Source organism: Ruegeria sp. CH6, from assembly GCF_056537005.1.
On sequence record NZ_JBQFQS010000001.1, the window covers coordinates 158,074 to 177,549 of the forward strand.

A 19,476-nucleotide genomic window follows, 5' to 3' on the forward strand; every position below is an offset into this window, starting at 1 on the left:
GATGCGGATCAATCACTTGGTTCGAAAAAGTGATTGTACGAGTCTGAAATGTCGCGTTTGGTGCAGCGAACTATTTGGTTCAATTGATTGAGAAAAGACCAATGCTCCGGAAATACGGTCGTACATTTCATCTGCCCCAGTCACCGGGCGCGACTAGTGATGATAAAATCATGTCCGATGTTGCTGCTCTGCTCAACGCAGCAGAGGTCGTCTTTACAGAAAAAATGGATGGTGAAAACACAACTATTCATTGCGATGGCTGTCACCCACGGAGTTTGGATGCGCGTTATCACCCATCTCGTGATTGGATCAAAGCATTCGCAGCGGGTATCTCGCCCCTGCTGTCACCGGATGAACGTATTGTTGGAGAGTACTTGTTTGCCCGGCATTCCATCGCCTATTCCCGGCTGCCAACGTATTTTCTGGGTTTTGCCTACATAAAAGGGAATGTAGTGCAATCTTGGGACGCAACCTTGTTGCGGTTCGCTGAACTCGGCATCACACCTGTGCCGGTTCTGTTTCGGGGACAGTTTTCGGAGAAGTCCGTCACTGATGTAATCAGCAATCTGGACATGTCGACACAAGAAGGGTTTGTCGTAAGAACCACGGCAGCGTATGCGGAAGAAGCTATGCCAACCCATCTGGCCAAATACGTCCGTGAGGGCCACGTCCAAAGTGAAACGCATTGGATGAACGCCGAGTTGGTGAAGAATGGACTACGCTGACAGTTCGCCTGCTACGTTCAATGCGAACAGCCATGAAGTCGGATTGTTGGCCCGTCCGGTGAACCCTACAAATAAAGGGTTTCGGATCGTGCGGTCCTACCTTGACCAGCGCCCGTTTTCGAACCATATCCCGACGCTATGACAGACCTCGCTCATATCCGCAATTTCTCCATCGTCGCGCATATCGACCATGGCAAATCCACCCTTGCTGACCGGCTCATCCAAGAGACCGGAACTGTCAAGGATCGCGACATGAAGGAACAGCTGCTCGACAGCATGGATATCGAGCGCGAGCGCGGCATCACCATCAAGGCCAACACGGTTCGCATCGACTATACCGCCGACAATGGCGAGAAATACGTGCTGAACCTGATCGACACTCCCGGTCACGTGGACTTTGCCTATGAGGTCTCACGGTCCATGCGCGCGGTCGAGGGCTCTCTGTTGGTTGTCGACTCGACCCAAGGGGTCGAGGCGCAGACGCTGGCGAACGTGTATCAGGCCATCGACGCCGATCATGAGATCGTGCCGGTGCTGAACAAGATCGACCTGCCCGCGTCCGATTGTGACCGCGTGGCCGAACAGATCGAGGATGTGATCGGCATCGACGCGACCGACGCCATTCAGGTCAGTGCCAAGACGGGGCAGGGCATCCACGAGACGCTCGAGGCCATCGTCCAGCAACTGCCCGCACCGCAGGGCAATCTCGACGCGCCGCTCAAGGCGATGCTGGTGGATTCGTGGTACGACGCCTATCTCGGCGTCATCGTTCTGGTCCGCATCATGGACGGCACGCTGAAAAAGGGCATGCGGGTCAAGTTCATGTCGAACGGTACCCTGCACCATGTCGACCGCGTCGGCGTCTTCCGGCCCGAGATGGAGATGGTCGACAGCCTCGGCCCCGGTGAGATCGGGTTCCTGACGGCGTCCATCAAACAGGTCCGCGACACTCGTGTGGGTGACACCATCACCAATGACCGCAACGGCACCGAAGACGCGCTGGACGGCTTCAAACCCGCGCAGCCGGTGGTGTTCTGTGGCCTGTTCCCGGTGGACTCGGCCGAATTCGAAGACCTGCGGGATGCGATCGACAAATTGGCGCTGAACGATGCCAGCTTCAGCTTTGAGATGGAAACCTCGGCAGCACTTGGCTTTGGCTTCCGTTGCGGCTTCCTGGGCCTACTGCACCTAGAGGTCATCCGCGACCGCATCGAACGCGAATATGATATCGAGCTCATCACCACCGCGCCGTCGGTGATCTATCACGTCTACATGAAAGACGGCGAAATGATCGAGCTGCACAACCCCGCCGACATGCCCGACCCCTCCAAGGTCGACCATATCGAGGAACCGCGCATCAAGGCGACTATCCTTGTGCCTGACGAATACCTCGGTGACGTGCTGAAACTGTGTCAGGACCGCCGCGGCATCCAGCTGGACCTGACCTATGCCGGTTCCCGCGCCATGGTCGTCTATGACCTGCCGCTGAACGAGGTCGTCTTTGACTTCTACGACCGCCTGAAATCGGTGACCAAGGGCTATGCCAGCTTCGACTACCAGATGACCGGCTATACCGAGGATAATCTGGTCAAGATGTCGGTGCTGGTGAATGACGAACCGGTCGATGCGCTGTCCACCATGGTTCACCGCGACCGGGCCGAGATGCGGGGCCGGGCGATGTGCGAAAAGCTCAAAGACCTGATCCCGCGCCACATGTTCAAAATCCCGATCCAGGCCGCCATCGGAGGCAAGGTCATCGCGCGCGAGACCCTATCGGCCCTGCGCAAGGACGTGACCGCGAAATGCTACGGCGGCGACGCCACGCGGAAACGCAAACTGCTGGACAAGCAGAAGGCGGGTAAGAAGAAGATGCGCCAGTTCGGGAAGGTGGATATCCCGCAGGAGGCGTTTATTAGTGCCTTAAAAATGGACAGCTAATAGCTGGCCATTTTTAAGGCGGGTGGGCGAAAGCGGTTGGCGCAGCCAACTGCGTGCCCACACGGTGGGGAAATGCGACAATAACCTCCAAGAGTTAGATATTCAAATCTGCTGACTTTGACCAACTTTATTCGATCCTCCGCTTAAGGCTTTGAAAGTATTTAGATTCATAGCCTTCTTGCTGGTGAGTCTGGATTTGATAATACTGTGTGTGTAGCGCGAGGAAAAAATGAACGAACTATTTGTTACCGCCCCTCAGCCCACACTTAAGAGAGTAGCTGACGTTGATGGGCCAGACTTTTATCCAACGCCTGATTGGGCGACTTTTGCGTTAATCGACAACGAAAATTTTATTGGCGATATATGGGAATGCGCCTGTGGCGATGGCGCAATGAGTAATGTTTTGGAGAAAACAGGCCAGCGGGTTGAAAGCTCGGATCTCTTCGATCGTGGATTTGGTGAAACTGGTGTCGATTTTCGCAGCACAAAAAGGAAAGCGCGCAATATCATAACAAACCCGCCATTCAACGCAGCTGAAGAATTTGTCCACTCTGCGCTTGGCGCTGCAGAGGGAAAATTCGCGCTCCTTCTTAGGTTGGCGTTCTTGGAAGGTGCTAAACGCCAAGAAACGATATTTCGAAATTCCGCACCCAGTAGAGTATGGGTATTTAGCGAGAGAATTACATTTTACCCTAAAGGTGCCCAGCGCAAAGGCAGTGGAACCACTGCCTATGCTTGGTTCGTTTGGGATAAGGATCACGCCGGGAAAACTGAGCTAAAATGGCTGCCGACGGGTTATAAAAAAATGAATATCACCTAAGGTGAGCTGCGTGTCGGCGGCCAATCTTCGTCAGTGTCCAAGACTCGTTTTGTTTGTCATAGTCTGCAATGCCGCGAGCAACTAGGCCGGTGCTCTGGTTGCGATGGCTGACAAGATTACGAACTTTCTGGGAAAAGTAAGTATCGCTGCGGTTCAACGCGATATCGGAGTCCCGTCCGGTCGGTGAAAGCCTAGTTGAGAGTCTTTTGATCAGTTGCGAAGTTGAGAGTGTTTGACCACGTGCATGAAGTAGTTCTTTGCAGGCCTCGTCCCGAATTTGAGATTCTGTATATACCATTTTATCTCCTTTTGTTAGGTAGTTGAGTGAATATGGTTGGTACGAAGTTAACTTCAATACATTCTGATAAAATTATATTAATTATCGTTACCCGCCCGGCGGCACCGCCGGGCCGCGCCGACCCGCCCCCATGGGGCGGCGCGTTTGCGCCACCCCTCGGGCCGGCGCTGCCCTCAGTTCTGTTGATCAACGGTTGCAAGCGCGTTTGCGCCCCGGGGCTTCGCCCGTTCGGCCCTGAAACGGTCCACTGGACCGTTTCCGAGACGGGCCTCACCCCCTCGGTTCAGTCGCGGCCCTCATCTCTTTTCATCAACCGTTGCCGAAGATGATGGCTTCAAGTGAAGCTTGGTTGCGTGTAGGTTGTGACAATCAGTGCTTTGGCCCATTTTGCTAAGAGGCCAACAATAGTCACAGGATCGATCATTGAAGGCGTCAGTCATCTGGAAGTTGTTGGCCTTTCTAGGCCTCGCCGTTCTTTTGTATTATTCGAGAGTTGTTGATCGCGGAGAGAGTGTTTGGGTCTCGGTCGTCATTCTTTGCATTGTCGGCTCGTCGTTTGTTTTCTCAGAGTTAAGGCGAAAGTAGGCCAAGACCTGCACGTTGCTTTCTGGTCTATTGATTGACCGCAGGGTCGGCTATCAGGTTTCGTCCGGCCTCTCCAACTAACGCTCATCTAAACCAATCATGAAGTTTCCCTTAGGTAACTTGTAAGCATCCAACCTCCTCCCAATCTGTAGGCCACAGCAGAGATGTTCGCTTTCGAACCTCAAAGGGTCGCATTCAGGAGGAGATCCCCATGACCAGATACATGACTGCCGGAGCAGCCGCTCTGGCCACGTCCCTCGCCCTCGGAACCGCAGCACTGGCCGATACTACACCGGACCTGCGCGGCACATGGGTCGGGTCTTACACGACCGTCCAGCCCAGCCACTATTACAAGGGCGATCAGCCCCGCTTCAATCAGGCCGAATGGATGCTCGACGTCCAGATGCAGGAAGACAATGTCTTCTGGGGGCCCAGCAAGTGGCGTCGGGATGGCGATACCGAATGGAATGAATATGAGGCCACCGGAACCATCAGCCTCGATGGCTCGGGTTCGATCGGCATCATTGAAACCTCACCGCTGGTGATCGGCGCGAACGCGTTGATCGATGCACGGTACGAAGATGGCAAGATTTTTGCCGATTTCCGTAGCCTGCGTAACGGAACGACCTACAGCACCGTTCTGGAACGTCAGGTGAACTGAAGCGTTTCCGGCCCGGGCGATTGTAGGGGGTAAGTACCGCTGCTGCGATTGTGAATGCAGCGGAGGTTAGTAGGTTGCCACGCGCGGGTCGGAACGCTTCTCAAAAACGGAACCATCGTCTCCACAGGGAGGAGACGGGCCGGGCGGCCAGTTCGCCGCCCGCGACAGGATCCAGACCGCCACGTGCTAATATGCGGCGTTCCTCGGCACGGGTCATCTGGATCTCGCGGACCTTCAGCGCGGCTTCGCGCGCGGTGACATAGCTGCCGTCCGGCCCCGGTTCCATTCCCGGAATGTTTCGTCCCCGCGACCACATTCCGCGTATGCCGCTCAGGGGATGTTTCCAACCGATCTCATCGTCGTCCTGCAGATGCCAGATCCGCTCGACCTCGGTTACCGAGACCAGAGCGGCCATTGGTTTGCCATGTCGGGTCAGAATGATCACCTGACGCGGGTCCTGTGCGCGGGTGACCAGCTCTCCCAGATGGGCGCGGGCGTAGGAAATTGTGCAGCGCATCGGCGAATCTCCGGTTGTACGATTCGAAAGATTTGGGGTCTGAGCTTTGTACAAATCCTGCAATTTCTGCCTAAACGACCGTGCGGGGGCCTTTGCAGGCGCAGAAAGCGTCCAAAATCCGGTCGATCCTTCATATCCGGACTTTTCCGCCGTCAACCCTGCGAAGTTTCGCATGTTCTGGAGTTATCCACATGGCTTTCCCTGTGGATACCAACAGGTTATCCCCGTCTAATTTTCATGCTGCAGTGCTATTTTCTTGTCGGATCGGGGGTGCGGGTGCAACAGTCTGATCACTGCCAAGGTTCTTAGGAACCACGGTGGGACGCAAAGGCCAGGGGGCCAGAGCAGGGAGGGCAGGTCCTACGGATTTGTGTTGTACTGCAAGGGCTTACCGGTGGGTGATCAGCCGATGTCGGGTCTCGTACCCATGCCGGGTGATCAACTTCTCAGAAGGTCAATGCGTGCTGCGAAGTACCCTCGCGTACAACGTGGCGGCTGCGGTCCTCCCGGGATCGGAGCAACTGGATCGGGACGTCCCTCGGGCGTGTCGACCCGGCAAGGCGTCAGGGGCATCCGTATGGGTGCATGCAAAGACCGCGTCTGCGCACCTGACGCCTTTTCCTTTTGCCGGACCCCGGTTTCATACAGGCTACCACTCACCACCCTGAAAAAGGGAACGGGGTTCTTTCGCTTGCGCAAAAGAACCCCGTAGTAGCGTCAGATGATGCAATGCCGCGTCTATGCACCTGTACTTTTGATTGTAGCTCGGCTCAGACCTTGCATCAACCATATATTGGGGTTGTGCGCGGCATTCTCACAATATGCAGAAAGAAGTCAGAGATTTTCCTGAACGTCAGTCGCTGCGCCCTGGATGGCATCGCCTGCTTTCTCGATATCTTTGCCAGCGCCTTTTGCGGTTTCGCAAGCGGTGAGGGCAAACAGGCTCAGACCAATCAGAAGTGTGCGGATCATAGGTATCTCCTTGGCTACTCAGTCATTTTGTCGGTAGCACCTTTCTGAGGTCCGGGCCAGCGTTTTGAGCGTTTTTGATCCCTTGGTATCTTGAGAAGGTGTTGGAATCTCGAGCTGAATATACGTGCCGTTGCGCTGCAAACTGACACGCTCCTCATCGATACCGCACCCAAGGGTGTGAATGCAGGGGGTTTTCAAGTGATCTCTTTGATTGCTGAACGCCAATCCGGAACGGCTCTCCTAGCTGGTTTGATCAACAGCCCTCAGGGTCGTGTGTAACTTGAGCGGCTTGCAGCGTTCTTAACAACGCCAATCACTACCAGTCCCCGTCAGGATTTGTCGTCGCTGCAAAACAGCTCGTAAACCACTTCGAGCATGCGGCGGGGGCGATCATCGGTCAGACGATAGTAGATAGCCTTGCCTTCGCGGCGCGGTGTCACGAGCCCTTCAAGGCGGAGGCGGGACAATTGTTGGGAAACGGCAGCCTGGCGGGCAGACAGAAGCTCTTCCAGCTCGGTTACGGATTTCTCACCGGAAACCAAATGACACAGGATCATTAAACGACCTTCATGACTGATCGCTTTGAGGAAATTCGATGCGCGCGTCGCATTATCGACCATTCGGTCGAGATCTTCTGAAGTCATGTCCTGGGACAGCTGGGGAAGTGCCATCTAGATTGTTTTCCTTTCGGGCCCGGCTTGCGGGCTATTGTTCCCTTACGTAAGTTTCGCTGAAGGCGAGCCATTTCAGTACATGTTTCGAACATGTATTTCTATATGTATGGATCAAAATAGCGTGATGGATAACGGGGAAAATGCCGGAATATGACTCCCTAGTGCGTCTATGCGGCATTCGGCTGGCGGATTTTAGCGGTCGAAGTAACGCTCAGTAGTCCAGCAGTCTGTGCTCTCCATTCGCCACGAATCCTACATTAGCGAAGTGATGTCTGCTGCACCCCTTGCGGCCCCCCGGTGCCGATACTAAGACTCATGTAATTATTCTTCGGGTAGTGTCCCGATCCATTGCAAAGCAGGCAGGTTCCGAATGTTCGATCCAGTTGACACCTATATGAATACGCTCGTTCCCATGGTCGTCGAGCAGACCAGCCGGGGTGAGCGGGCTTACGACATTTTCTCGCGCCTGTTGAAGGAGCGGATCATCTTCATCAATGGCCCGATCCACGACGGAATGAGCCATCTGGTTGTTGCCCAGTTGCTGCATCTTGAGGCGGAAAACCCGAACAAGGAAATCTCGATCTACATCAACTCGCCCGGCGGCGTGGTGACCAGCGGTTTGTCGATTTACGACACAATGCAGTACATCAAGCCGAAATGTTCGACGTTGGTGATCGGTCAGGCGGCATCGATGGGATCAGTTCTGCTGGCCGGTGGCGAGAAGGGCATGCGCTTTTCACTGCCCAACAGCCGTATCATGGTTCACCAGCCCAGCGGCGGGTATCAGGGTCAGGCCAGCGATATCATGATCCATGCGGCTGAAACGCAGAAACTCAAGGATCGCCTGTATGATATCTATGTGCGTCATACCGGACAGACCAAAAAGGCTGTTGAAAAAGCTCTGGATCGTGACAATTTCATGAGCCCGGAAGAGGCGAAAGAGTGGGGTCACATCGACGAAATCGTCGAGAACCGCGCTAAGATGGATGTTGAAGAAAGCTAAGATCAAAACCTCGCGCGTGTAGCGCGAGGTGTGATTTTGAGATTGTAGCTGCCACAGTGCTGGCCTAAGCTGCATGAACAGGCGCAAGCGCGACGCAGCGGCGCGCAGGGATGGAGCCCGAAAGGTAGATCATGGCGACGAATTCAGGCGGTGACAGCAAGAACACGCTCTACTGCAGTTTCTGCGGCAAGAGTCAGCATGAGGTGCGTAAACTGATTGCGGGCCCGACGGTGTTCATCTGTGACGAATGCGTCGAACTGTGCATGGACATCATTCGCGAAGAAACCAAGGCCAGTGGCCTTAAATCTTCGGATGGTGTGCCGACACCAAAAGACATCTGCGAAGTTCTGGATGACTATGTTATCGGTCAGGCCACTGCCAAGCGGGTTCTGTCGGTTGCGGTTCACAACCATTACAAGCGCCTTAATCATGCTCAGAAAGCGGGCAGCGATATTGAGTTGGCCAAGTCCAACATCCTGCTGATCGGTCCGACCGGTTGCGGTAAGACGCTGCTTGCGCAGACTTTGGCGCGCATTCTGGATGTTCCGTTTACCATGGCGGACGCGACCACACTGACCGAAGCCGGTTACGTGGGCGAGGATGTTGAGAACATCATCCTCAAACTGCTTCAGGCCAGCGAATACAATGTCGAGCGCGCGCAGCGCGGTATCGTCTATATCGATGAAGTCGACAAGATCACGCGCAAGTCCGAAAACCCTTCGATTACCCGCGACGTCTCGGGTGAGGGTGTTCAGCAGGCGCTGCTGAAACTGATGGAAGGCACCGTTGCCAGCGTTCCACCTCAGGGTGGCCGCAAGCATCCGCAGCAGGAATTCCTGCAGGTTGATACAACGAATATCCTGTTCATCTGCGGCGGTGCGTTCGCCGGGCTGGATAAGATTATCGCACAACGCGGCAAAGGCTCGGCCATGGGCTTTGGTGCCGACGTTCGTGACAATGATGACCGCGGTGTTGGCGAGATCTTCAAGGACCTCGAGCCCGAGGATCTGCTGAAATTCGGTTTGATCCCGGAATTTGTTGGTCGTCTGCCGGTTCTGGCGACGCTGGAGGATCTGGATGAGGACGCGCTCGTTACCATCCTGACCAAGCCCAAGAACGCGCTGGTTAAGCAATACCAGCGTCTGTTCGAGCTTGAAGATGCCGAGCTGGCCTTTACGGATGATGCGCTGAAGGCGATCGCGAAGAAGGCCATTGAGCGCAAAACCGGAGCACGCGGGCTGCGCTCGATCCTCGAAGATATCCTGCTGGATACGATGTTCGAACTGCCAGGTCTGAAGAATGTAACCGAGGTGGTAGTGAACGAAGAGGCGGTGACCTCGGAATCGCAACCGCTCATCATTTATGCGGATGCCGGTCCCGAATCGGCGTCTGCTGGCTGAACTCAGAGAGTTTCCGAATTTACACGGCGCGGTATCATCCGCGCCGTTTTCATATGAGGGCACAATGACAATTAAGCGTATTTCTTCAGGTGGTGAGTTTGAGGCGAAGGTCGGATATTGCCGGGCTGTTGTCGCGGGTGGCTGGGTGCACGTTGCCGGTACCGTCGGTCAGGGTGACGGCGCGGCCGAGCAGTGTCGGTCAGCGTTGGCTGTCATAGAAAAGGCCCTGACGGATGCTGGTGCGTCTTTTGCCGATGTGGTGCGCGTCACTTACATGCTGCCGGACCGTGCCGAGTTCGAGCCTTGCTGGCCCATTCTGGCCGAAACCTTTGGTGAGAACCCGCCAGCGGCGACGATGATCGAATGTGGCCTGATTGATCCAAAGTACCGGATCGAAATCGAAGTGACTGCAATCTTGCCGGAATAAGGGCTGCGGCCCTGCTGACACTGGACCTTAGTCGGCCTTTGGTCCATATCTTCAGGAGCATAACTGCCGGAGGCGCCAATGGGAATCCTGAACACTCTTTTACGAGCTGTGACTTGGTGGAACGGGGCGACCCTGAACACCCAAATTTTCACCGCGCGCAAGGGTATCAAGGTTGGCGAAGATGATCAGGGCAACGTGTTTTACCACAACGCCGATGACAGCAAGCGCTGGGTCATTTTCAATGGCGAAGCCGAAGCAAGCCGGATTGATCCGGACTGGCACGGTTGGCTGCATCGCACCTGGGATGAACCTCCGACAGAAAAACCGTTAAAGCACAAATCCTGGGAGCTGCCGCATCAGGAAAACCTGACCGGCACCGCATTGGCCTATACGCCGGCGGGATCTCTGCGCCGACCGGACCCGGTTGAGCGCAAGGATTATGAGGCCTGGAGCCCTGAATAGGCGAGGCGAGCAATGTCTACCCACAACATGACCGAAGTTCTTGTCGGCGGAGCCGTGCTGGCTTGCGCCGTTGCGTTTGGCGTCTATGCCAGCCAGTCCACGGGCCTGTCTCAGAACCGGGCCGGGTATGAACTGGGCGCATCGTTCCGTTCGCTGGAAGGTGTCGGGATCGGCACCGACGTGCGGTTGGCAGGTGTGAAGATCGGGACCGTTACGAACGTTGCGCTCAATCCCGAGACATACCGTGCTGATACGACCTTTTCGGTCGCTGACGGTATCCAGATTCCAGATGACAGCGCCATCGTCATTTCCTCAGAAGGTCTGCTGGGCGGTAACTTCGTTGAGGTCATGCCGGGTGGATCGCCGTTCTATTTTGAGCCCGGAGACGAGGTGGAGGATACTCAAGGTGCGGTCAGCCTGATCTCGCTGTTGGTCAAGTTTGTTGCCGGGGACAGTAGCGAATGATGCGGGCTGCTATTTTTGCATTGCTGCTGGCCGGTACGGGTGCTGCTGCTCAGCAAAAGGTGGAATCCGGCCCGGGCGCGATGCTGCGTGGGCTGGATAAGGTCAGCGGGCAGACCGTTGATGTCGAACTGCAGAGCGGCCAGACAGAGGCCATATTCGGGCTGGATGTTGCCCTTGGGGATTGTCGATACCCCGCGGATAACCCGACTGGGGATGCCTTCGCCTATCTGACAATCTGGGAAAGTGGCAAATCAGAGCAGCTGTTCGATGGCTGGATGATTGCGACCTCTCCCGCGCTGAATGCACTGGATCACGCGCGTTATGACGTCTGGGTGATCCGCTGTATCACGCCATCCGCCGACTGAGCGATTGCGGCAGTAAAATCTGCGCTGGCGTTAATCGCTTCTTCAAGCTCTCGGCGATACTGGCTGCGTGGGATTTCGATCGCGCCCAATGATGCCAGATGCGCAGTCAGAAACTGTGTGTCAAACAATCGGAACCCGGTTTGGCGCAGACGGTCCACCAGATAGGCCAATGCAACCTTCGATGCGTCTGTGCGGCGTGAGAACATGCTTTCCCCAAAGAAAGCCGCCCCCAGCACAACGCCATAGACGCCACCAACTAGCTGATTTTCCTCCCAGACTTCGAGAGAATGCGCGTGGCCGGATTGATGAAGGTCCAGATACAAGCCGCGTAACTCGGCGTTGATCCATGTGTCTGTACGATCTGCACAGCCATCAACGACACCTGCAAAGTGTTGGTCGATTGACACCTCAAACCCGCTGTTGCGAATTCTGCGCGCAAGGCTGCGTGAGACGTGAAATCCATCCAGCGGGAAGACACCACGAAATTTTGGATCGACCCAGAAAAGCTCAGGGTCGTCACGATGTTCTGCCATCGGAAAAATGCCGATGGAATACCCATGAAGAAGGAGTTCGGGTGAAAGGCTCATGCAGAATACCCGAAGGTCGAAGAGCGTTCGCTCTTCGACCTTACAGATTTATTGGGCCATGTTCTCCGCAAGCCAGTGCTCCAGCCAGTGGATGTTGTAGTCCCCGCTGTGGATGTCTGGTTCCTGCAGCAGAGCGTGGAACAAGGGCACAGTCGTGTCGATGCCATCCACGATCAATTCACCCAAAGCACGGTTCAGGCGTGCCAGCGCCTCATCCCGGTCGCGGCCCTGCACGATCAGCTTGGCAATCAGCGAGTCATAGTAGGGCGGAATGGAATAGCCGTCATAGAGTGCTGAATCCATCCGTACGCCAAGACCGCCAGGTGCGTGATAGGCAGAAATCTTGCCCGGGCAGGGTGAGAAGTTTGGCAGTTTCTCGGCATTGATCCGAACTTCGATGGCGTGGCCATTGATTTCCAGATCGTCCTGACCGAACGACATCGGTTCGCCCGCTGCGACGCGAATTTGCTCGCGCACCAGATCGACACCAAAGATGCCTTCGGTTACCGGGTGTTCCACCTGCAGACGCGTGTTCATCTCGATGAAATAAAACTCACCGTTTTCGTACAGGAATTCGATGGTACCCGCGCCAATATAGTTGATCTTGGCAACTGCGTCTGCACAGATCTTACCGATTTTGGCGCGTTCTTCCGGAGTGATGCTGGGGCCGGGGGCCTCTTCAAACACCTTCTGGTGACGACGCTGCAACGAGCAGTCGCGTTCGCCCAGATGGACCGCCTTGCCTTTGCCATCACCGAAGACCTGAATCTCGATATGACGCGGTGTGGTCAGATATTTTTCGATATAGACTTCGTCATTGCCAAAGGCAGCCTTGCCCTCGGCGCGTGCGGTCATGAACGCACTTTCCATTTCATCAGCGCTTTGCGCGACCTTCATGCCGCGACCGCCGCCACCGGCGGTGGCTTTGATGATGACGGGATAACCGAATTCTTCACCGATTTTCTTGGCCGCAGCCAGATCTGGAACACCACCGTCCGAACCCGGAACACAGGGAACACCCAGTTCCTTCATCGTGTCCTTGGCTGTGATCTTGTCGCCCATCACGCGGATATGTTCTGCGGTGGGGCCGATGAAGGTGATGCCGTGATCTTCGACGATCTGCACGAATTCGGCATTTTCGGACAAAAAGCCATAACCGGGGTGGATCGCTTGCGCGCCTGTGATCTCACAGGCCGAAATGATCGCGGGTACCGACAGATAGCTCTGCGGGCTGGGTGCCGGGCCGATGCAGACCGATTCGTCGGCCATGCGTACATGCATCGCGTCGCTGTCGGCGGTCGAATGCACGGCAACCGTCGCAATACCCATCTCGCGCGCGGCGCGGATCACACGCAGGGCGATCTCGCCTCGGTTGGCAATCAGGATCTTGTCGAACATGGGCCCGCCTTACTCGATGATAACCAGAGGGGTGCCGAATTCAACGGCGTCACCATCGCTGACCAGAATACGCTTGATGGTACCCGATTTGGGTGCGTGGATATGGTTCATGGTCTTCATCGCTTCGACGATCAACAGCGTGTCGCCCTCGGATACAGATGCGCCAACGGTGATAAAGGCGGGTGCGCCCGGCTCGGGCTGCATGTAGACAGTGCCAACCATGGGTGAGGTTACTGCGCCCGGATGGCTTGCCGGATCTTCCGCTGCAGCGGGTGCTTCGGCCGGGGCGGGCGCTGCAGCGGGTGCTGCGGCTGCAGGTGCGGCAGCGGCTGGAACGGCCACCTGAACCGGAGCAGCTACGGCTTGGTTCATCCGGCTGACACGAACGTTCAGGCTGTCTTCTTCGCCATATTCACGTTTGACCTGCAGTTCGGTCAGGTCGTTTTCGCGCAGCAGTTCGGCCAAGGCCTTGATGAACGCCACATCCGCTTCGTGTTTGGTATCTGTCATGAGTGTCCTCGACGGTTCCCCTTTGGCCCGTCTGTTTTTGCGGGCTTGGTCTAATTACGCAGCGTTATAAGCCATGCAGTCGGCCATGAAAAGCGCAGTCTCAGCCTGTCAAATGGGGGTTTTTGCGCACATTGCGAGAGCCAAGCGGGATCAGAGTGGCATCCCCGACAATTTCGCCACCAGTTCGGGCAGTTTCCGGGCGCCAAACTTCTCCAGCAATCGGGCCCGATAAGCCTCGACTGTGCGATAGCTCAGGCCAAGATCTGCCCCGATTTCCTTTGCGGACAACCCTCTGCACGACATGATCGCCACTTCGCGCTCACGCTGTGTAAGCTCTACTAACGGGCGCTCTTCGGAGATGTCGGAAAAACTCCAGATGCCGTGGCGGAAGGGATCGTCCGGTGTCAGTGACCGTCCGCGTGCCCGGCACCAGAACAGATCGCTATTCCGGCGTCGCATGACCCGTTCGTCCGTATAGTAGCCCGTGTCTCGCATCACCTGCAGGCTGCGCGCGCCGATGCGTTCCCAATCAGCAACTGACGGATAGAGGTGCAACAATGGCATATTGCGATACTCTTCCTCACTGCCGCCAAAGGTGCGGGCAAACTGCAAATTGCAGCGCCGGATGATCCGGTTCTCAAGCTCGACGAGCCCGATCGGGGCGTATTCAAAGGCTGGATCGCTCATATACCTATGGTGACGCGTATTGGGGCAGAATTGAAGGGGCGAAACTCTCAATCACTTGGCTGAATGATGGGCTCTTGAGTGATATTAAATCGGAAACGTAGTAAATCTTGTAAATGTGCTTTGAAAATAGGCCTGCAACCAATAACAATTAAACAACTATTCTGAAAAATCGTGTGCCCGGCCGAAAAGCGGGCGACGCCACCTTGGGGAAAGTTGTGCCTTTGCGCGACACACTGACAGGAAGCCGAATACGGGAAAGACGACAGATTTCCGGTCTGCGTCAGGCGGAACTTGCGCGCCGGGTTGGTATTTCGGCGTCATACCTGAACCTGATCGAACACAATCGTCGGCGGATCGGGGGTAAGCTGCTGGTCGATATCGCGTCCGCGTTGTCGGTCGAGCCGTCGTTGCTGACACAGGGGATCGAGGCCACTCTGATCGCGGCGCTTCGCGAGGCAGCGGCAGATGCGGTTGGACAAACGGCCGAACTGGATGCGCTGGATGAGTTTGCGGGGCGGTTTCCCGGTTGGGCAGGTGTCTTGTCGCAGATGCATCGACGTGTCGTGTCGCTGGAGCGCACGGTTGAGACATTGTCAGATCGATTGACCCATGACCCGCATTTGGCGGCCTCGATGCACGAGGTGCTTTCGACGGCGGCCGCAATCCGATCGACCGCTGCAATTCTGGCCGAGCCCGAAGAGATTGATGCAGAATGGCGGGATCGTTTCCACCGCAACATTCACCAAGATGCTGAACGTCTGGCCGAAAGTTCCAAGGCTCTGGTTGCCTATCTAGATGAAAGCGAAGATGAGCCTGACCGCCGTGGGATGCCGCTGGAAGAGGTCGAGGCGTTCTTTGCCGAGCGAGAGTACCATTTCCCGGAGATCGAAGAAGGTGCAGCAGCCGATTCGTTTCCGTTGGATGGTTTGGACACATCCGCTGCAAAATCCGTGGCGCAGAGCCTGTTGGCAACCTATGCTGCTGACGCGCGTGCAATTCCGCTGGATAGGCTTCGGGAAGAGTTGGGCGGTGCTGAGCCGGATCCGATGGGGCTTGCGGCGCGATTTTCGGTAGATCTGGCGACAGTGCTGCGTCGGTTGGCATTTGTTCCGAAAAGCCTTCTGCCACGGGCGGCGGGTCTGGCAATTTGTGATGCGTCCGGCAGTATCCTGTTTTATAAACCTGTACCTGGATTTGCATTACCCCGGCACGGAGAAGGCTGTCCATTATGGCCGTTGTTTACAGCTCTTAATCGGCCGCTGGTCCCTGTGCGGAAAAGGATCGTTCAACTGGGCCGAACCGCGGCCGAGTTCGATTGCTATGCGATTGCCTGGCCTCAGCCTGCACAGTCATTTGATCAGGACCCCGTTTACCATTCGGCAATGCTGGTGCTGTCGGTCGAAGATCCGTCGCCAGATGTCGATGCGAAGGCTCAGGTTGGGACCAGCTGTCGCATCTGCCCAAGAAACGCATGTGAATCACGGCGCGAGCCGTCGATTCTTAGCGAAGTTTTTTGACAGTTTCCTGACAGAACGATTAATCTGACAGCGATGGATGGCCGCGCGTCTGATCGGCCATGGGGAGGAACTGCAAATATGAGCCGTAAGGTTCTGTTGATCGAGGACGAGCCAAACATTACCGAGGCGATCCGATTTCTGCTGACTCGTGAGGGTTGGCAGGTTGAGACCCATGCCGAAGGCGTGGATGCTGTTCAGGTGATTGTAGCTGAGAATCCGGACCTTGTTATTCTCGATGTCATGCTGCCGGGTAAGAGTGGCATGGACATCCTGCGTGACCTTCGGGAACTTGAGGGGATGAAGGGCCTGCCTGTGTTGATGCTTACGGCAAGGGGGCAATCCCGAGATCGGGAAATGGCGGAGCAGGCTGGTGTCAGCCGCTTTATGACCAAACCATTTTCCAATACCGAAGTTCTGACTGCTGTGCGCGATCTTCATGCGCAAGCGTCGCGGTCATGACGTCGGAGGATAATGCACATCAATCAACGGCGACAAGACCGTCGCTCTTCCTAGAACGTCAGAGTTATCGTCGACGCAGATTGTCTGATGCTGCGAGATTGCTGCCATTTCTGGGTGCCGCTCTGATCGGGCTCCCCTTGCTCTGGCCAGATGGCAGCGCAGGAGAAGACGCGGTGCCGCTTTCCTCCGCCATCCTGTACATCTTTGGTTGTTGGGGTGCCCTCATCTTGATCAGTATGTTCTTCGGCTTCGTGGCCAAGCGTTTTGCAGCACGTGAGGATACGGAGACGGACGAATGGCGACATTAAACGTCCTGATACTCGTCTGCCTTGGCTACGTTGTACTGTTGTTCGGCGTGGCATTCGCCGCCGACCGGATGGCGGTTGCCGGACGAGGGAAATGGTTGCGTTCACCCCTGATCTACACTCTGTCCCTGTCGATCTATTGCACAGCTTGGACATTTTACGGCGCGGTTGGCAACGCTGCCCGTTCGGGTTTGGAATTTGTCACCATCTATCTGGGGCCGACGCTGGTGATGATCAGCTGGTGGTGGGGGCTGCGTAAACTTGTTCGCGTAGGGCGCAGCCAGCGCGTGACTTCAATTGCCGACCTAATTTCGTCCCGTTATGGTAAGTCGAACACTCTGGCGATTTGTGTGACCATTCTGGCTGTGTTGGGCGGCACGCCTTACATCGCGCTGCAACTCCAATCGATTACGCTCTCGTTCTCGATATTTGCCGAAGCGGATTCGTCTGGTCTCTATCGTGAGGGATCGAGTGTCTTCTGGGTGGCGGCAGGTCTGGCGGTCTTTGCCATTCTGTTCGGTACACGAAATCTGGATGTAAACGAGCGTCACCATGGCGTTGTAACGGCCATTGCTCTGGAATCTGTGGTCAAGTTGTTTGCGTTGCTGGCAGTCGGCATATTTGTCGTCTGGGGGATCGCAGGCGGTGTTGGTCCGATGATGGACCGTATTGATGCCTCTGAAATCGGTCAGTGGAACGTTGATGCGGGGCGCTGGACCACAATTACCTTCCTGTCTGCAGCGGCCTTTGTCTGCCTGCCGCGCATGTTTCAGGTAATGGTCGTCGAAAACGATGATGAGGGGCACCTGAGAACGGCGGCCTGGGCCTTTCCGCTGTATCTGCTGCTGATGAGCCTGTTTGTTGTCCCGATCGCTGTCATCGGGCTGGACCTGATGCCCGAGGGATCAAACCCGGATCTGTTTGTTCTGACGGTGCCGCTGTCTCAGGGTAATGAATGGCTTGCTATGCTGTCGTTTATTGGGGGTTTTTCATCGGCTACATCGATGGTCATTGTGACGGCTATGGCGCTTTCAACCATGGTCTCCAACCATGTTGTCATGCCGATCTGGCTGAGTACTCAGGAGGGATCGGGTTCGGTTTCCGGTGACGTTCGCAACATCGTTCTGATGGCGCGCCGAGTATCGATCGCTGTCATCATGGGATTGGGCTACTTCTATTTCCACCTCTCCGGAGGGGGGGCAGCGCTAGCCTCCATCGGGCTTGTTGCCTTTGCAGGGATTTCCCAGATTCTGCCAGCACTTGTAGGTGGTTTATTCTGGCGTGGGGCGACGCGAACCGGTGCTCTGATCGGATTAAGTGTCGGGTTCTTTCTTTGGATTTACACGCTGCTGTTGCCCGGAATGGGCGGGGGGGTGATGCCTGCCTCGGTCCTTGAAAACGGTCCATTTGGCTGGGGATGGCTCAGGCCGCAGGCGTTGTTCGGGATCGATGGGATTGACCCGATGGTACATACGATCATGTGGTCGCTGTCCCTGAACACCATCGCCTTCTGCGTGGCATCCCTGCTGAGCTTTCCCAGCCCGCTGGAGCGGTTGCAAGGCGCTCAATTCGTGAATGTCTTTGACCATTCGGTTGCCCCTCAGGGATGGACCGGGTCCGTTGGCCAAAGCGAAGATCTGATGATCATGACACAGCGCATTCTGGGCACGATTCCCGCGCAGGTGTTCTTTCAGGCCGAAGCGTTGAAACAGGGCGGTCGGGGACGATTGCCCGAACCTACGCCGGGTTTTCTGGTGCGTCTTGAACGTGAGTTGAGCGGTTCTGTCGGAGCGGCTACCGCTCATGCTATGGTAGGGCAAATCGTAGGGGGATCGTCGGTTTCGGTCGAAGATCTGCTGGCGGTGGCTGATGAATCGGCGCAACTGCTGGAATACTCAGGTCAGATGGAGGCAAAATCTGCCGAACTTAGCCGCACGGCGCGTCAATTGCGTGAGGCGAATGAAAAACTCACGCAAATCTCGATGCAAAAGGATGCCTTTCTTGGTCAGGTGAGCCACGAATTGCGCACCCCGATGACCTCAATCCGGGCATTTTCGGAGATCATGCGCGATACCGAGGAGCTGAGTGCCGAGGAAAAGACGCGTTATGCAGCGATCATCCATGACGAGGCTTTGCGCCTGACCCGATTGCTGGATGATCTGCTGGACCTAAGTGTTCTGGAAAGCGGGCAGGTCAGTTTGAACTTGGGCGACAGTACGTTGCGGTCTGTTCTGGATCGCGCCATTTCTACCGCGCTTGCCGGAACAGATCGAAAGCTCGAGATACGGCGCAGCCTGACCTCTGAACGCATACCGCTGCAAACCGATCTGGATCGCCTTGGTCAGGTCTTCATTAATCTGATTTCGAACGCGCAGAAGTACTGTGATGCGCCCGACCCGATTCTGACCATTTCGGCGCACGATGTTGGGGGGCAGGTCGTGATCGACTTCATCGACAATGGCAGTGGAATCCCGCCCGAGGCGCAATCGATGGTGTTCGAGAAATTCGCGCGTGTAGGCTTCGACAAAGCCGGGGGCGCGGGTCTGGGCCTGGCCATCTGTCGTGAGATCATGCAGCGCCTCGGCGGCGAAATCAGCTATTTGCCGGGGCAGGCGGGGGCCGCGTTCCGTGTCAGCCTACCACTGGCGCACAAGCAAGCCGCGCAGTGATCGCGATTTAAAGGTATTGGTAACCGTCGCCG

20 protein-coding genes are annotated in these 19,476 nt (G+C 56.0%); 13 read left to right on the plus strand and 7 right to left on the minus strand.

Annotation, left to right across the window (positions count from 1 at the left end):
* Window positions 1-170: 170 nt before the first annotated feature.
* The 4 genes from ACR0CW_RS00805 (at window position 171) to ACR0CW_RS00820 (ending at window position 5,027) form a co-directional block, all read left to right on the plus strand.
* On the plus strand, window positions 171-725 hold the full coding sequence (locus ACR0CW_RS00805; protein WP_480786495.1) for an RNA ligase family protein: 555 nt from the start codon (window positions 171-173) through the stop codon (window positions 723-725).
* A gap of 138 nt (window positions 726-863) precedes the next feature.
* Window positions 864-2,663 (plus strand): translation elongation factor 4, encoded by a 1,800-nt coding sequence (gene lepA, locus ACR0CW_RS00810; protein WP_170331333.1) that lies wholly within the window; start codon window positions 864-866, stop codon window positions 2,661-2,663.
* 229 nt (window positions 2,664-2,892) lie between these two features.
* Window positions 2,893-3,483, plus strand: coding sequence for a hypothetical protein (locus tag ACR0CW_RS00815; RefSeq protein WP_480786496.1), 591 nt, complete (start codon window positions 2,893-2,895; stop codon window positions 3,481-3,483).
* A gap of 1,094 nt (window positions 3,484-4,577) precedes the next feature.
* Window positions 4,578-5,027 carry a hypothetical protein gene (locus ACR0CW_RS00820; protein WP_155144949.1) on the plus strand — a complete coding sequence of 150 codons (450 nt, stop codon included), beginning with the start codon at window positions 4,578-4,580 and terminating at the stop codon, window positions 5,025-5,027.
* A gap of 100 nt (window positions 5,028-5,127) precedes the next feature.
* Here the strand turns inward: ACR0CW_RS00820 and ACR0CW_RS00825 are convergent, their stop codons facing one another.
* From ACR0CW_RS00825 to ACR0CW_RS00835, 3 genes are all read right to left on the minus strand, one after another.
* Complete coding sequence (locus tag ACR0CW_RS00825; RefSeq protein WP_480786497.1) at window positions 5,128-5,544, minus strand: type II toxin-antitoxin system Phd/YefM family antitoxin; 417 nt, start codon at window positions 5,542-5,544, stop codon at window positions 5,128-5,130.
* Window positions 5,545-6,378: 834 nt separating this feature from the next.
* Window positions 6,379-6,516 carry an entericidin A/B family lipoprotein gene (locus ACR0CW_RS00830; RefSeq protein ID WP_155144945.1) on the minus strand — a complete coding sequence of 46 codons (138 nt, stop codon included), beginning with the start codon at window positions 6,514-6,516 and terminating at the stop codon, window positions 6,379-6,381.
* A 329-nt stretch (window positions 6,517-6,845) separates the two neighbouring features.
* On the minus strand, window positions 6,846-7,187 hold the full coding sequence (locus ACR0CW_RS00835; RefSeq protein WP_155144943.1) for an ArsR/SmtB family transcription factor: 342 nt from the start codon (window positions 7,185-7,187) through the stop codon (window positions 6,846-6,848).
* Window positions 7,188-7,560: 373 nt separating this feature from the next.
* On the opposite strand from ACR0CW_RS00835, the gene ACR0CW_RS00840 reads away from it, so the two are divergent.
* From ACR0CW_RS00840 to ACR0CW_RS00865, 6 genes are all read left to right on the plus strand, one after another.
* Window positions 7,561-8,193, plus strand: coding sequence for an ATP-dependent Clp protease proteolytic subunit (locus ACR0CW_RS00840; protein ID WP_155144941.1), 633 nt, complete (start codon window positions 7,561-7,563; stop codon window positions 8,191-8,193).
* 131 nt (window positions 8,194-8,324) lie between these two features.
* Window positions 8,325-9,593, plus strand: a complete 1,269-nt coding sequence (gene clpX / locus ACR0CW_RS00845) for an ATP-dependent Clp protease ATP-binding subunit ClpX (protein ID WP_155144939.1) — start codon at window positions 8,325-8,327, stop codon at window positions 9,591-9,593.
* 64 nt (window positions 9,594-9,657) lie between these two features.
* Window positions 9,658-10,020, plus strand: a complete 363-nt coding sequence (locus ACR0CW_RS00850) for a RidA family protein (RefSeq protein ID WP_155144937.1) — start codon at window positions 9,658-9,660, stop codon at window positions 10,018-10,020.
* Between the two features lie 78 nt (window positions 10,021-10,098).
* The gene (locus ACR0CW_RS00855) at window positions 10,099-10,482 is read left to right on the plus strand and encodes an NADH:ubiquinone oxidoreductase subunit NDUFA12 (RefSeq protein ID WP_155144935.1); all 384 of its coding nucleotides are present in this window, start codon (window positions 10,099-10,101) and stop codon (window positions 10,480-10,482) included.
* Between the two features lie 12 nt (window positions 10,483-10,494).
* Complete coding sequence (mlaD, locus tag ACR0CW_RS00860; RefSeq protein ID WP_170331339.1) at window positions 10,495-10,947, plus strand: outer membrane lipid asymmetry maintenance protein MlaD; 453 nt, start codon at window positions 10,495-10,497, stop codon at window positions 10,945-10,947.
* Window positions 10,944-11,312, plus strand: coding sequence for a DUF2155 domain-containing protein (locus tag ACR0CW_RS00865; RefSeq protein WP_170331341.1), 369 nt, complete (start codon window positions 10,944-10,946; stop codon window positions 11,310-11,312). Before mlaD ends, ACR0CW_RS00865 begins: the two co-directional genes overlap by 4 nt.
* Here the strand turns inward: ACR0CW_RS00865 and aat are convergent.
* From aat to ACR0CW_RS00885, 4 genes are all read right to left on the minus strand, one after another.
* Complete coding sequence (gene aat, locus ACR0CW_RS00870) at window positions 11,267-11,899, minus strand: leucyl/phenylalanyl-tRNA--protein transferase (protein ID WP_480786498.1); 633 nt, start codon at window positions 11,897-11,899, stop codon at window positions 11,267-11,269. The genes ACR0CW_RS00865 and aat overlap by 46 nt on opposite strands.
* Before the next feature lie 48 nt (window positions 11,900-11,947).
* Window positions 11,948-13,297 carry an acetyl-CoA carboxylase biotin carboxylase subunit gene (accC, locus tag ACR0CW_RS00875; protein ID WP_155144928.1) on the minus strand — a complete coding sequence of 450 codons (1,350 nt, stop codon included), beginning with the start codon at window positions 13,295-13,297 and terminating at the stop codon, window positions 11,948-11,950.
* A 9-nt stretch (window positions 13,298-13,306) separates the two neighbouring features.
* Window positions 13,307-13,807 (minus strand): acetyl-CoA carboxylase biotin carboxyl carrier protein, encoded by a 501-nt coding sequence (gene accB, locus ACR0CW_RS00880; RefSeq protein WP_170331345.1) that lies wholly within the window; start codon window positions 13,805-13,807, stop codon window positions 13,307-13,309.
* Window positions 13,808-13,957: 150 nt separating this feature from the next.
* On the minus strand, window positions 13,958-14,494 hold the full coding sequence (locus ACR0CW_RS00885) for a helix-turn-helix transcriptional regulator (RefSeq protein ID WP_480786499.1): 537 nt from the start codon (window positions 14,492-14,494) through the stop codon (window positions 13,958-13,960).
* Window positions 14,495-14,715: 221 nt separating this feature from the next.
* On the opposite strand from ACR0CW_RS00885, the gene ACR0CW_RS00890 reads away from it, so the two are divergent.
* The 3 genes from ACR0CW_RS00890 (at window position 14,716) to ACR0CW_RS00900 (ending at window position 19,444) form a co-directional block, all read left to right on the plus strand.
* Window positions 14,716-16,011, plus strand: a complete 1,296-nt coding sequence (locus ACR0CW_RS00890; RefSeq protein ID WP_480786919.1) for a helix-turn-helix domain-containing protein — start codon at window positions 14,716-14,718, stop codon at window positions 16,009-16,011.
* Window positions 16,012-16,089: 78 nt separating this feature from the next.
* The gene (locus tag ACR0CW_RS00895; protein WP_155144919.1) at window positions 16,090-16,470 is read left to right on the plus strand and encodes a response regulator transcription factor; all 381 of its coding nucleotides are present in this window, start codon (window positions 16,090-16,092) and stop codon (window positions 16,468-16,470) included.
* Between the two features lie 295 nt (window positions 16,471-16,765).
* Window positions 16,766-19,444, plus strand: a complete 2,679-nt coding sequence (locus ACR0CW_RS00900) for an ATP-binding protein (RefSeq protein WP_480786500.1) — start codon at window positions 16,766-16,768, stop codon at window positions 19,442-19,444.
* Window positions 19,445-19,476: the final 32 nt, after the last annotated feature.

What these genes read in the sequence shown, in the direction of transcription:
- ACR0CW_RS00900 (WP_480786500.1), top strand. Translation starts at nt 16,766, where the DNA reads ATGGCGACATTAAACGTCCTGATACTCGTCTGCCTTGGCTACGTTGTA.
- ACR0CW_RS00840 (WP_155144941.1), top strand. Translation starts at nt 7,561, where the DNA reads ATGTTCGATCCAGTTGACACCTATATGAATACGCTCGTTCCCATGGTC.
- aat (WP_480786498.1), bottom strand. Translation starts at nt 11,899, where the DNA reads ATGAGCCTTTCACCCGAACTCCTTCTTCATGGGTATTCCATCGGCATT.
- ACR0CW_RS00855 (WP_155144935.1), top strand. Translation starts at nt 10,099, where the DNA reads ATGGGAATCCTGAACACTCTTTTACGAGCTGTGACTTGGTGGAACGGG.
- accC (WP_155144928.1), bottom strand. Translation starts at nt 13,297, where the DNA reads ATGTTCGACAAGATCCTGATTGCCAACCGAGGCGAGATCGCCCTGCGT.
- ACR0CW_RS00850 (WP_155144937.1), top strand. Translation starts at nt 9,658, where the DNA reads ATGACAATTAAGCGTATTTCTTCAGGTGGTGAGTTTGAGGCGAAGGTC.
- ACR0CW_RS00820 (WP_155144949.1), top strand. Translation starts at nt 4,578, where the DNA reads ATGACCAGATACATGACTGCCGGAGCAGCCGCTCTGGCCACGTCCCTC.
- ACR0CW_RS00825 (WP_480786497.1), bottom strand. Translation starts at nt 5,544, where the DNA reads ATGCGCTGCACAATTTCCTACGCCCGCGCCCATCTGGGAGAGCTGGTC.
- accB (WP_170331345.1), bottom strand. Translation starts at nt 13,807, where the DNA reads ATGACAGATACCAAACACGAAGCGGATGTGGCGTTCATCAAGGCCTTG.
- ACR0CW_RS00865 (WP_170331341.1), top strand. Translation starts at nt 10,944, where the DNA reads ATGATGCGGGCTGCTATTTTTGCATTGCTGCTGGCCGGTACGGGTGCT.
- ACR0CW_RS00835 (WP_155144943.1), bottom strand. Translation starts at nt 7,187, where the DNA reads ATGGCACTTCCCCAGCTGTCCCAGGACATGACTTCAGAAGATCTCGAC.
- clpX (WP_155144939.1), top strand. Translation starts at nt 8,325, where the DNA reads ATGGCGACGAATTCAGGCGGTGACAGCAAGAACACGCTCTACTGCAGT.
- ACR0CW_RS00895 (WP_155144919.1), top strand. Translation starts at nt 16,090, where the DNA reads ATGAGCCGTAAGGTTCTGTTGATCGAGGACGAGCCAAACATTACCGAG.
- ACR0CW_RS00815 (WP_480786496.1), top strand. Translation starts at nt 2,893, where the DNA reads ATGAACGAACTATTTGTTACCGCCCCTCAGCCCACACTTAAGAGAGTA.
- ACR0CW_RS00885 (WP_480786499.1), bottom strand. Translation starts at nt 14,494, where the DNA reads ATGAGCGATCCAGCCTTTGAATACGCCCCGATCGGGCTCGTCGAGCTT.
- ACR0CW_RS00805 (WP_480786495.1), top strand. Translation starts at nt 171, where the DNA reads ATGTCCGATGTTGCTGCTCTGCTCAACGCAGCAGAGGTCGTCTTTACA.
- lepA (WP_170331333.1), top strand. Translation starts at nt 864, where the DNA reads ATGACAGACCTCGCTCATATCCGCAATTTCTCCATCGTCGCGCATATC.
- mlaD (WP_170331339.1), top strand. Translation starts at nt 10,495, where the DNA reads ATGTCTACCCACAACATGACCGAAGTTCTTGTCGGCGGAGCCGTGCTG.
- ACR0CW_RS00830 (WP_155144945.1), bottom strand. Translation starts at nt 6,516, where the DNA reads ATGATCCGCACACTTCTGATTGGTCTGAGCCTGTTTGCCCTCACCGCT.